Raw genomic sequence first — 12,619 nt, 5'->3', positions numbered from 1 at the left:
ATTTATGAGTCAATCTTCCCTCCCGGAGAAGGCCAGTTCTTCAGTTATCACCGACTGGCGTCCTGAAGATCCCGAGTTTTGGCAACAGCGAGGCCATCGTGTTGCAAGCCGAAATTTATGGATTTCCGTTCCTTGTCTGCTGTTGGCGTTTTGTGTATGGATGTTGTTCAGTGCGGTGGCGGTGAATCTGAATAAAGTCGGCTTCCAGTTTACCACTGACCAGTTATTTATGTTGACCGCGCTGCCAGCGTTGTCGGGGGCGTTATTGCGCGTGCCTTACGCTTTCATGGTGCCGCTGTTCGGTGGCCGTCGCTGGACTGCATTCAGCACCGGGATCATGATTGTCCCTTGCGTCTGGCTGGGCTTCGCGGTGCAGGATACCTCAACCCCGTTCAGTATCTTTGTGATCATCTCTCTGCTGTGCGGTTTCGCCGGGGCGAACTTTGCCTCCAGCATGGCGAACATCAGCTTCTTCTTCCCGAAACAGAAGCAGGGCGGCGCCCTCGGCCTGAATGGTGGCCTGGGTAATATGGGCGTCAGCGTGATGCAGCTGGTTGCTCCGCTGGTGATTTCGCTGTCTATTTTCGCCGTGTTCGGCGGAACCGGTGCTCAACAGCCGGATGGCTCGGTTATGTACCTGGAGAATGCCGCCTGGATTTGGGTGCCGTTTCTGGTGGTACTGACGCTGGCAGCATGGTTCTTTATGAACGATCTGTCTGCATCGAAAGCTTCTCTTAGTGAACAGTTACCGGTACTTAAGCGTGGCCATCTGTGGATCATGGCGCTGCTGTATCTGGCAACCTTCGGTTCGTTTATCGGCTTTTCCGCAGGCTTCGCCATGCTGTCGAAAACCCAGTTCCCGGACGTGCAGATTTTGCACTTTGCTTTCTTCGGGCCGTTTATTGGCGCGCTGGCTCGCTCAATGGGCGGGGCGATCTCCGACCGTCTGGGCGGGACGCGCGTGACGCTGGTGAATTTCGTGGTGATGGCTATCTTCAGCGGCCTGCTGTTCCTGACGCTGCCTGCTCATGGTGAAGGCGGTAACTTCATTGCCTTCTTCGGCGTGTTTATGGTGCTGTTCCTGACAGCCGGTCTGGGGAGTGCATCCACCTTCCAGATGATTTCGTTAATCTTCCGTAAGATGACGATGGCCCGCGTAAAAGCGCAGGGCGGGAGCGAAGAGCAGGCCATGCGTGAGGCGGCTACCGATACCGCAGCGGCGCTGGGCTTTATCTCGGCGATTGGCGCCATCGGCGGCTTCTTTATCCCGAAAGCATTTGGGATTTCATTGGAGCTGACCGGTTCGCCGGCGGGCGCGATGAAGATCTTCTTCGTCTTCTACGTGGTCTGCGTGATCGTCACCTGGGCAGTTTACGGACGTAAGCAGAAGTCTTAAGCGGTATCGACGATTAACTCAGGGCGCAATGCAGATTGCGCCCTTTTTTGTGTCATCTTCCGGCATCACGTCTGCGCGGTATCCGACCGGTTTACACCGCTCTACCCCTTAATACCCGGCGACATGTCTGAATAGGGTGGTCGGGGGTAATTTTGCAATAAAATCCTTTTAAAACAAGTGGATAAAAAATAGAAAAAGCTACCACTTCCGGAGTATTCGTCGGTCTATTGCCGATTTATAAGCCATTTGGCCTTGATCGTTATCAATTCTCTCCCGCTTTCAGAGCGTTACCTTCGCTGGCATTCCAGCAATGTCGATTTATCAGAGAGCCGCCAGGCTCCATACAGGAGAAACCCGATGAGTAAATTCCTGGACCGGTTTCGCTACTTCAAACAGAAGGGTGAAACCTTTGCCGATGGCCACGGCCAGCTTCTACACACTAACCGGGACTGGGAGGAGGGATACCGCCAGCGCTGGCAGCATGACAAAGTTGTGCGCTCCACTCACGGGGTTAACTGCACCGGCTCTTGTAGCTGGAAGATTTATGTCAAAAATGGTCTGGTGACCTGGGAAACCCAGCAAACCGACTATCCGCGTACCCGCCCGGATATGCCAAACCATGAGCCACGCGGCTGCCCACGCGGCGCCAGCTACTCCTGGTATCTCTACAGCGCCAACCGTCTTAAGTATCCGCTGATGCGTAAACGCCTGATGAAAATGTGGCGTGAAGCGAAAGCTCAGCATCGCGATCCGGTGGATGCCTGGGCATCGATTATTGAAGATGCAGATAAAGCCAAAAGTTTCAAACAGGCGCGTGGTCGCGGTGGCTTCGTGCGCTCCTCATGGCAGGAAGTGAACGAGCTGATTGCCGCTTCCAATGTCTATACCGTGAAAACCTATGGTCCTGACCGCGTGGCGGGCTTCTCGCCGATCCCGGCGATGTCGATGGTGTCGTATGCCTCCGGCGCGCGCTATCTGTCACTGATTGGCGGGACCTGTCTGAGCTTCTACGACTGGTACTGCGACCTGCCGCCGGCTTCCCCGCAGACCTGGGGCGAGCAGACCGACGTGCCGGAATCGGCCGACTGGTATAACTCCAGCTATATCATTGCCTGGGGTTCCAACGTTCCGCAGACCCGTACCCCGGATGCTCACTTCTTTACGGAAGTGCGCTATAAAGGCACCAAAACCGTGGCTATCACCCCAGATTACGCTGAAATCGCCAAGCTGTGCGATCTGTGGCTGGCGCCGAAGCAGGGTACCGATGCTGCAATGGCGCTGGCTATGGGCCACGTTATGCTGCGCGAATTCCATCTCGATCAGCCGAGCCAGTACTTCACCGATTATGTTCGTCGCTACACCGACATGCCGATGCTGGTGATGCTTGAAGAGCGCGACGGTTACTACGCAGCGGGCCGTATGCTGCGTGCGGCGGATCTGGTCGATGCGTTAGGCCAACAGCAGAACCCGGAGTGGAAGACCGTTGCCTTTGATGAAAAGGGCGAAATGACCGTGCCGAACGGTTCGATCGGCTTCCGTTGGGGCGACAAAGGCAAGTGGAACCTTGAGCAGCGTGATGGCAGCACCGGCGAAGAGGTCGCACTGCGCCTGAGTCTGCTGGGTGGCCATGACGATATTGCGAATGTGGGTTTCCCTTATTTCGGTGGAGACGGTACCGAGCATTTCAATAAAGTTGAACTGGAAAACGTACTGCTACACAAACTGCCGGTGAAACGCCTGCAGATGGCCGATGGTTCAAGCGCGCTGGTTACCACCGTGTATGACCTGACCCTGGCGAACTATGGCCTGGATCGCGGTCTCGGCGATGAAAACTGCGCCAGCAGCTACGACGACGTCAAGGCCTATACCCCGGCATGGGCAGAGAAAATCACCGGGGTATCCCGGGCGCAGATTATCCGTACCGCTCGTGAATTTGCTGATAATGCCGATAAGACTCACGGGCGTTCAATGATTATCGTCGGTGCCGGCCTGAACCACTGGTATCACCTCGATATGAACTATCGCGGCCTGATCAACATGCTGATTTTCTGCGGCTGCGTGGGTCAGAGTGGCGGCGGCTGGGCGCACTATGTCGGCCAGGAAAAACTGCGTCCGCAGACCGGCTGGCAGCCGCTGGCGTTTGCCCTCGACTGGCAGCGTCCGGCACGTCATATGAACAGTACGTCGTATTTCTATAATCACTCCAGCCAGTGGCGCTACGAGTCGGTAACCGCGCAGGAGCTGCTGTCGCCGCTGGCGGATAAATCCCGCTATACCGGCCATCTGCTGGACTTTAACGTTCGTGCCGAGCGTATGGGCTGGTTGCCATCAGCGCCGCAACTGGGTACCAACCCGCTGCGTATTGCTGACGCCGCGAAGCAGGCCGGAATGACGCCTGTTGATTACACCGTTAAGGCGCTGAAAGACGGCACGATTCGTTTTGCCGCCGAACAACCTGAAAACGGTAAGAACCACCCACGTAACCTGTTTATCTGGCGCTCTAACCTGCTGGGCTCTTCCGGTAAAGGCCATGAATACATGCTGAAGTATCTGCTGGGTACCGAACACGGTATTCAGGGACTGGATCTCGGCAAGCAGGGCGGCGTGAAGCCAGAAGAGGTGGAGTGGCACGATAACGGTCTCGACGGCAAGCTGGATCTGGTGGTGACGCTGGACTTCCGCCTGTCGAGCACCTGCCTGTATTCCGACATCGTGCTGCCGACGGCGACCTGGTACGAAAAAGACGACATGAATACTTCGGATATGCATCCCTTTATTCATCCGCTGTCTGCCGCCGTCGACCCGGCGTGGGAATCGAAAAGCGATTGGGAAATCTACAAAGGCATCGCGAAAAAATTCTCTGAAGTCTGCGTAGGTCATCTTGGTAAAGAGACGGACGTCGTTACGCTGCCGATTCAGCATGACTCCGCAGCAGAGCTGGCGCAGCCGCTCGACGTCAAGGACTGGAAAAAAGGCGAGTGCGACCTGATCCCAGGTAAAACCGCGCCGCACATTATTCCGGTGGAACGTGACTACCCGGCGACCTACGAACGCTTTACTTCTATCGGCCCGCTGATGGAGAAGATCGGCAACGGTGGTAAAGGCATTGCCTGGAATACCCAGAGCGAGATGGACCTGCTGCGTAAGCTGAATTACACCAAGGCCGACGGTCCGGCTAAAGGTCAGCCAATGCTGAATACGGCGATTGATGCCGCCGAGATGATCCTCACGCTGGCCCCGGAAACCAACGGTCAGGTAGCGGTGAAGGCCTGGGCTGCGCTCAGTGAGTTTACCGGTCGCGACCATACCCATCTGGCACTGAATAAAGAAGACGAGAAAATTCGTTTCCGCGATATTCAGGCCCAGCCGCGCAAAATCATCTCCAGCCCGACCTGGTCTGGTCTTGAAGATGAGCATGTGTCCTATAACGCTGGTTATACCAACGTGCATGAGCTGATTCCGTGGCGGACCCTGTCCGGTCGCCAGTCCTTGTATCAGGACCATCAGTGGATGCGTGATTTCGGTGAAAGCCTGCTGGTGTACCGTCCGCCGATCGATACCCGTTCGGTGAAAGCGGTGATGGGCGAGAAGTCTAACGGTAACCCGGAGAAGGCGCTGAACTTCCTGACGCCGCACCAGAAATGGGGTATCCACTCGACCTACAGCGACAACCTGCTGATGCTGACTCTGTCACGCGGTGGGCCGATCGTTTGGATGAGCGAAGCGGATGCCAAAGAACTGGGCATTGAGGATAACGACTGGATTGAAGTCTTCAACAGTAACGGGGCGCTGACCGCACGTGCGGTGGTCAGCCAACGCGTGCCGGCGGGGATGACCATGATGTACCACGCCCAGGAACGTATTGTGAATCTGCCAGGCTCGGAAATTACCGGCCAACGCGGCGGGATCCACAACTCGGTCACGCGCATTACGCCGAAGCCGACTCATATGATCGGCGGCTACGCGCAACTGGCTTACGGCTTTAACTATTACGGCACCGTGGGTTCTAACCGCGATGAGTTCGTGGTGGTACGCAAGATGAAGAATATTAACTGGCTGGATGGTGAAGGTCATGACCAGGTACAGGAGAGCGTAAAATGAAAATTCGTTCACAAGTCGGCATGGTGCTGAATCTCGATAAATGCATCGGCTGTCACACCTGCTCAGTCACCTGTAAAAACGTCTGGACCAGTCGTGAAGGGACGGAGTACGCCTGGTTCAATAACGTCGAAACCAAGCCAGGCGTTGGTTTCCCGAACGACTGGGAAAACCAGGAGAAATGGAAAGGCGGCTGGATCCGTAAAATTAACGGCAAACTGCAGCCGCGCATGGGTAACCGTGCGATGCTGCTGGGTAAAATCTTCGCCAACCCGCATCTGCCGGGCATCGATGATTACTACGAGCCTTTTGATTTCGACTACCAGAACCTGCAGGCCGCGCCAGAGAGCAAGCATCAGCCGATCGCCCGTCCGCGTTCGCTGATCACCGGGCAACGGATGGACAAGATCACCAGTGGTCCGAACTGGGAAGATGACCTCGGCGGCGAGTTTGAAAAGCTCTCCAAAGACCGCAATTTCGACAACATGCAGAAGGCGATGTACGGCCAGTTCGAAAACACCTTCATGATGTATCTGCCGCGCCTGTGTGAACACTGCCTGAACCCGGCCTGCGTGGCGACCTGCCCGAGCGGCGCCATCTATAAGCGTGAAGAAGATGGCATCGTACTGATCGATCAGGATAAGTGCCGCGGCTGGCGGATGTGTATTACCGGCTGCCCGTACAAAAAGATCTACTTCAACTGGAAGAGCGGCAAGTCCGAGAAATGCATCTTCTGTTATCCGCGTATCGAATCCGGGATGCCGACCGTCTGTTCTGAAACCTGCGTCGGACGCATTCGCTACCTCGGCGTGCTGCTGTATGACGCTGATGCGATTGAAAATGCGGCCAGCACCGAAAACGAGCAGGATCTGTATCAGCGTCAGCTGGACGTGTTCCTCAACCCGAATGACCCGAAAGTCATCGAGCAGGCGCTGAAAGATGGCGTTCCGCAGGGCGTGATTGACGCTGCGCAGCAGTCGCCGGTGTACAAAATGGCGATGGACTGGAAGCTGGCGCTGCCGCTGCACCCGGAATACCGCACGCTGCCAATGGTCTGGTATGTGCCACCGCTGTCACCGATTCAGTCCGCGGCCGATGCCGGTGAGCTGGGCAGTAACGGGATCCTGCCGGACGTTGAAAGCCTGCGTATTCCGGTCCAGTACCTGGCTAACCTGCTGACCGCCGGGGATACTCAGCCGGTGCTGCTGGCACTGAAACGGATGCTGGCGATGCGTCACTTCAAACGTGCAGAAAGCGTGGATGGCGTGGTTGATACCCGTGCGCTGGAAGAGGTCGGTCTGACCGAAGCTCAGGCGCAGGAGATGTATCGCTACCTGGCGATTGCAAACTACGAAGATCGCTTTGTGGTCCCGAGCAGCCATCGTGAGCAGGCTCGCGATGCTTTCCCGGAACAGCGTGGCTGCGGCTTTACCTTTGGTGATGGCTGCCATGGCTCAGATAGCAAGTTCAACTTGTTCAACAGCCGTCGTATTGATGCCATCAATGTCACCAGCAAAACGGAGCCGCACTCATGATCGAACTCGTCATTGTGTCGCGCCTGCTGGAGTACCCGGATGCTACCTTGTGGCAGCATCAGCAGGAGATGTTTGAGGCGCTGTTGTCCTCGGAAACGCTGAGTACAGAGGATGCCCAGCAGCTGGGCGTTTTCCTGCGTGATTTGACCGCGCAGGATCTGCTAGACGCGCAGGCGTATTACAGCGAACTGTTCGACCGCGGTCGGGCAACGTCTCTGTTGTTGTTTGAACATGTTCACGGTGAATCCCGCGATCGTGGTCAGGCAATGGTGGACCTAATGGCGCAGTATGAACGCCACGGCCTGGCGCTTGACAGTCGTGAGCTGCCGGACCATCTCCCGTTGTATCTGGAATATCTTGCACAACTGCCTGCGGATGAAGCCATTGCCGGGCTGCAGGATGTAGCGCCGATCCTCGGTCTGCTCAGCGCCCGTCTGCGACAGCGTGAAAGCCACTATGCGGTGCTGTTTGAAGTGCTGCTGACGCTGGCCAACACCCAGGTTGATAGCCAACAGGTGGCCGAGAAAATTGCCGATGAGGCCCGCGATGATACGCCGCAGGCGCTGGATGCGGTGTGGGAAGAAGAACAGGTGAAATTCTTTGCCGATCAGGGCTGCGCTGAGTCAGATATCGCCGCTCACCAGCGTCGTTTTGCCGGAGCCGTTGCCCCGCAATATTTGAATATCTCTAACGGAGGACAGCAATAATGCACTTCCTGAATATGTTCTTCTTTGACATCTATCCGTATATTGCCGGGGCCGTATTCCTGGTGGGGAGCTGGCTGCGTTACGACTACGGGCAATATACCTGGCGCGCCGCCTCCAGCCAGATGCTGGATCGAAAAGGGATGAACCTGGAATCGAACCTGTTCCATATTGGGATCCTCGGTGTGATTGCTGGTCATGCCTTTGGGATGCTGACGCCACACTGGATGTATGAAGCCTGGCTGCCGCTTGATGTGAAGCAGAAGATGGCGATGTTTGGCGGCGGTGCCGCGGGCCTGATGTGTCTTGTTGGTGGCCTTTTGCTGCTCAAACGCCGCCTGTTCAATCCGCGCATTCGTGCAACAACGACCGGGGCAGATATTCTGGTGATGGCGGTGCTGGTTATCCAGTGCACGCTGGGCCTGCTGACGATTCCGTTCTCTGCTCAGCATATGGACGGCAGTGAAATGATGAAGCTGGTCGGTTGGGCGCAGTCGGTGGTGACCTTCCACGGTGGTGCGTCTGCACATCTCGACGGCGTGGCGTTTATCTTCCGCATGCACCTGGTGCTCGGTATGACGCTGTTTGTGCTGTTCCCGTTCTCGCGCCTGGTGCATATCTGGAGCGTGCCGGTGGAGTACCTGACACGCAAATACCAGATTGTTCGCGCTCGTCGCTGATACCATTTTGTGTGATGCTAAACCCTACTTCGGTGGGGTTTTTTTATACCTGAATACCGGTGCTTTCCCGGCCAGGCGCAGCGCCGCCGGGATACATATGGCAGAAATACAAAACAGAGTTGGGGAAATAAAAGAGAGAGTTAACGTAGGTTTAAATATTTAATTTAATACGGTGCTTTCAGGAAGTAATAGTGTAGGGGGAAGGATTACTCGGCTGCGCCTCGCCCTTCGGGTCGTTGCCTGCGGCAACGCTTTCTTGCTGTCGCTCGAATCGAACCTTAGTCGAAGCTTCTCATCCTTCCCTGCATGGGCAGAATATAAGGCTTTGGTGTTTGATTTGGTTGGGTAGTGCAAGGGAGTGATGGTGGCGGGGGAAGGATTCGAACCTTCGAAGTCGATGACGGCAGATTTACAGTCTGCTCCCTTTGGCCGCTCGGGAACCCCACCACGGGGTAATGCGTATTACTGGCCGGCTTCCTTCTGGGGAAGCGGGGCGCATCATATCAAATGACGCGCCCCTGTAAAGCTTTCCGTTGAGAAAAATAAACTGGTTGCCTGAAATTTATGCGCAAAGGCGTAAAGCTAACCAGTTAATTTTACTATTGATTAAAGAATAATCGTTCGGTTGCCGTAGACGAACACGCGCTGGGCCAGAACCTTATAGAGTGCGCGGCTCAACACATTCTTCTCAACATCACGCCCTGCACGCATCATATCTTCAGCGGTATAGGTGTGATCGACGTGAATCACGTCCTGCATAATGATCGGGCCTTCGTCCAGGTTATCGTTGACGTAGTGGGCGGTCGCACCGATGATTTTCACGCCACGCTCATAAGCCTGATGATAAGGGCGGGCACCGATAAAGGCCGGCAGGAAGGAGTGGTGGATATTGATAATCTGGTTCGGGAAGCGGGAAACAAATTCCGGCGTCAGCACCCGCATATATTTCGCCAGCACCACGTAGTCCGGGGCATAAGACTCAATAGCATCGCCCATCTGTTTATCGTGCTCTTCACGGGTCAGACCTTCGTGGCTCACCAGTTGGAACGGAATGTCAAAACGCTCAACCAGCGTGCGCAGTGTTTCATGGTTGCCGATGACGGCGGCAATTTCTACATCCAGGCCACCATAGTTGGCCTTCATCAACAGATCGCCCAGGCAATGTGCCTCTTTGGTCACCAGAATGACGACCCGGCGGCGACCGGCTGGGGTCAGCTCGCGAATGGAACCTTCCGGCAGCGCGCTGTCGAGGTCTGCCAGTAAAATGGCATCATTAAAAATCCCTTCCAGCTCGGTACGCATAAAGAAACGGCCGGTGCGGTGATCGACGAACTCGTTATTTTGAACAATGTTCAGTTCGTGCTTGTAGCAAATGTTCGTGATACGCGCGATGAGTCCTTTCTGATCAGGGCAAATGGTGCGTAGTACTTTACGTTGTAATGAATGCATCGCGAGGAAAATCCTGTAGTGTTTGCTATTGCTGGTGCCGTATTACTGGCCACAGCATTTTTTAAATTTTTTACCTGAACCACAAGGGCAGGGGTCGTTACGACCAAACAGTGGTCGTGTACCGTCGATATAGTACCACTGTCCCTTTTCTTTTAAGAATCTGGAACGTTCAATTATGGCGCCGGGGCGGTTATCTTCATCAAACCGTGCGACGAAACTGACAAAGCCCTCATCGGGATGGCTGCCTTCATCGGCAGCGAATACCGTCAAGCCTTGCCAGTGTGTTTTAGCGAAGCCCTTTTCCAGATCGGCACGAAACAGCTGCGGTTGGCAGGAAGGGTGCCAGGTTTTGATCAGGTAATCGGCATCCTTCATGACAAACGCACTGTAGCGGGAGCGCATCAAGTGTGATGGATCTGGCGCAAGCAGTGAGCCGGTCAGATATCGCTGACAACATGAGCTATACTCCTGAGCGCTGCCACAAGGGCATAATGGCGACAAATCGGCCTCCATGGAAAAAATTCACGGCGCAGTGGCGCCAACCTGTTTTATGTTAACTGAGCTGTAGCAATGATGCTATGTTCGCAGCGGAAGGAAGTATATCGGGAATAATGAGAAAGCTTAAGATTGGTCTGGCGTTAGGCGCAGGAGCGGCCCGCGGGTGGTCGCATATTGGTGTGATTAAGGCACTGCAGCGCGCGGGTATTGAAGTCGACATCGTCGCAGGATGTTCCATTGGTTCGCTGGTGGGGGCCGCGTATGCTTGCAACCGTCTTCCGGCGCTGGAGAAATGGGTCTGTTCCTTTAATAACTGGGATGTACTGCGGCTGATGGACTTGTCCTGGCGTCGTGGGGGCCTGCTGCGCGGGGAACGCGTATTCAATCAGTTCCGACGCGTCATGCCTGTTTCTGAGATCGAACGCTGCGACCGTCGCTTTGCGGCGGTGGCGACCAACTTAAGCACCGGCCGCGAACTGTGGTTCACCGAGGGTGATTTGCACCAGGCGGTGCGCGCCTCCTGCAGTATGCCGGGCCTGATGTCTCCGGTGATGCATAATGGCTACTGGCTGGTGGACGGCGCGGTGGTCAATCCCGTACCGGTTTCCCTGGCCCGTGCGCTGGGCGCCGATATCGTGATTGCCGTTGACTTGCAGCATGACGCGCACCTGATGCAGCAAGATATGTGGTCACTCGAAAAGCCACCGCTGGAAGACGACAGGGATTTTTCCTGGCATGCGCGCATTCGCGCACGCCTTAGCGGAATGACCTCACGTCGTGCGGCGACCCCGACCGCGATGGAAATTATGTCCACCTCTATACAGGTATTGGAAAATCGCCTGAAACGTAATCGTATGGCGGGCGATCCGCCCGATATTCTGCTGCAGCCATTCTGTCCGCAAATCTCCACGCTAGATTTTCATCGCGCCGGTGAAGCGATTGCTGCCGGATATTTGTCTGTTGAAAAGAAAATGGATGAATTATTACCTCTGGTTCCCACTGCGGTGTGACACCATTTGGCTTAGACTTAAGTAAATTCTGACAGGCGATAGTGTGAATTGCATGCCACTATTTAGTCATCGTCAGTCAGAGGAGAGATCATGACGCAGCCATTGGCGGGAAAACTGATTCTGATAGTTGAAGACGAAGCCGTTTTCCGCTCACTCTTGCACTCCTGGCTAACCTCACTGGGCGCCGCAACGGTGCAAGCGGAGGATGGCGTTGATGCACTCCAGAAAATGGCCGAGTCACAACCCGACCTGATGATTTGTGACATCTCTATGCCGCGAATGAACGGCCTTGAGCTGGTCGAGCATTTGCGTAACCGGGGCGAGCAATTGCCGATTCTGATGATATCCGCCACGGAAAACATGGCAGATATCGCAAAAGCGCTGCGGCTGGGTGTTCAGGATGTGTTGTTAAAGCCGGTTAAAGATTTCAATCGCCTGCGGGAAACGGTATATGCCTGTCTGTATCCCAATATGTTCAGCTCGCGGGTTGAGGAAGAAGAGCGTTTGTTTGAAGACTGGGATGCGCTGGTGAGCGACCCGACCGCAGCATCACGATTATTGCAGGAGCTCCAGCCGCCGGTTCAACAGGAAATATCGAAGTGTCGTATTCATTATCGTCAGCTGGTATCGGCAGACCGGCCCGGGTTGGTGCTGGATATCGCCCCATTATCTGAAAACGATCTGGCTTTCTACTGTCTGGATGTCACACGAGCAGGTGATAATGGTGTCCTCGCAGCGTTGTTACTGCGGGCGTTGTTTAATGGCTTACTGCAGGAGCAACTTGCTCATCAGGGGCAACGTTTGCCGGAAATGGGTAGCCTGTTAAAACAGGTAAACCAATTACTGCGTCAGGCAAACCTGCCGGGGCAATTTCCATTGCTGGTGGGGTATTACCACAGCGGTTTGAAAAACTTGATTCTGGTGTCTGCGGGACTGAATGGCACACTCAATACCGGGGAACATCAAATTCAAATCAGTAATGGTGTCCCGTTGGGGACGCTCGGTAATGCTTATCTCAACCAAATTAGCCAACGTTGCACATCGTGGCAGTGCCAAATTTGGGGGGCAGGCGGGCGTTTACGCCTGATGTTGTCTGCGGAATGAACAATTGCGTATTTTTTTAAGCTGATGGGATTACCGGCCAATCTTTTGCGGTGGTACTATCATTGAAGTTTATAAGTAATAGTCCTAATTCGAGGGAATCCAAACCTTTCTGACCGGGTTTGCCTGAGCGGACTGATATACTCAT

Annotated in this window: 9 protein-coding genes, 1 tRNA gene and 1 other RNA gene; 7 read left to right on the top strand and 4 right to left on the bottom strand. The window is 54.9% G+C overall.

The genetic code is table 11. From position 1 onward, the window contains the following. Window positions 1-4 precede the first annotated feature (4 nt). The 5 genes from ACMYSO_RS04210 (at window position 5) to narI (ending at window position 8,413) form a co-directional block, all read left to right on the top strand. The gene (locus ACMYSO_RS04210) at window positions 5-1,396 is read left to right on the top strand and encodes a NarK family nitrate/nitrite MFS transporter (RefSeq protein WP_434669443.1); all 1,392 of its coding nucleotides are present in this window, start codon (window positions 5-7) and stop codon (window positions 1,394-1,396) included. A gap of 357 nt (window positions 1,397-1,753) precedes the next feature. Continuing rightward, window positions 1,754-5,497, top strand: coding sequence for a nitrate reductase subunit alpha (locus ACMYSO_RS04205; RefSeq protein ID WP_434669442.1), 3,744 nt, complete (start codon window positions 1,754-1,756; stop codon window positions 5,495-5,497). After that, a complete protein-coding gene (gene narH / locus ACMYSO_RS04200; RefSeq protein WP_434584316.1) occupies window positions 5,494-7,029 on the top strand; it encodes a nitrate reductase subunit beta in 1,536 nt (511 codons plus the stop codon). Before ACMYSO_RS04205 ends, narH begins: the two co-directional genes overlap by 4 nt. Next, a complete protein-coding gene (gene narJ, locus ACMYSO_RS04195; protein ID WP_434669441.1) occupies window positions 7,026-7,736 on the top strand; it encodes a nitrate reductase molybdenum cofactor assembly chaperone in 711 nt (236 codons plus the stop codon). The genes narH and narJ overlap by 4 nt, the downstream gene beginning before the upstream one ends. Further along, window positions 7,736-8,413 (top strand): respiratory nitrate reductase subunit gamma, encoded by a 678-nt coding sequence (narI, locus tag ACMYSO_RS04190; protein ID WP_434669440.1) that lies wholly within the window; start codon window positions 7,736-7,738, stop codon window positions 8,411-8,413. The genes narJ and narI overlap by 1 nt, the downstream gene beginning before the upstream one ends. A 189-nt stretch (window positions 8,414-8,602) precedes the next feature. Here the strand turns inward: narI and ACMYSO_RS04185 are convergent. From ACMYSO_RS04185 to ACMYSO_RS04170, 4 genes are all read right to left on the bottom strand, one after another. Next, window positions 8,603-8,730: non-coding RNA, RtT sRNA (locus tag ACMYSO_RS04185), on the bottom strand. A 45-nt stretch (window positions 8,731-8,775) separates the two neighbouring features. Then, window positions 8,776-8,860: transfer RNA gene (locus tag ACMYSO_RS04180), tRNA-Tyr, on the bottom strand. A 159-nt stretch (window positions 8,861-9,019) separates the two neighbouring features. Then, window positions 9,020-9,862 (bottom strand): formyltetrahydrofolate deformylase, encoded by an 843-nt coding sequence (gene purU, locus ACMYSO_RS04175; RefSeq protein ID WP_123754748.1) that lies wholly within the window; start codon window positions 9,860-9,862, stop codon window positions 9,020-9,022. A gap of 42 nt (window positions 9,863-9,904) precedes the next feature. Then, complete coding sequence (locus ACMYSO_RS04170) at window positions 9,905-10,363, bottom strand: YchJ family protein (protein WP_217426875.1); 459 nt, start codon at window positions 10,361-10,363, stop codon at window positions 9,905-9,907. 110 nt (window positions 10,364-10,473) lie between these two features. On the opposite strand from ACMYSO_RS04170, the gene rssA reads away from it, so the two are divergent. Both rssA and rssB read left to right on the top strand, forming a co-directional pair. Then, the gene (gene rssA, locus ACMYSO_RS04165; protein WP_434584322.1) at window positions 10,474-11,370 is read left to right on the top strand and encodes a patatin-like phospholipase RssA; all 897 of its coding nucleotides are present in this window, start codon (window positions 10,474-10,476) and stop codon (window positions 11,368-11,370) included. Window positions 11,371-11,460: 90 nt separating this feature from the next. Beyond that, entirely contained in the window at window positions 11,461-12,474 is a 1,014-nt protein-coding gene (gene rssB / locus ACMYSO_RS04160) for a two-component system response regulator RssB (RefSeq protein ID WP_434584324.1), read from the top strand. Window positions 12,475-12,619 lie beyond the last annotated feature (145 nt).

Source organism: Klebsiella sp. B345 (assembly GCF_051131735.1).
Lineage (GTDB): Bacteria > Pseudomonadota > Gammaproteobacteria > Enterobacterales > Enterobacteriaceae > Klebsiella.
The sequence above is the reverse complement of the archived record's forward strand: the minus strand, read 5'-3'. Positions and strand labels throughout refer to the sequence as shown.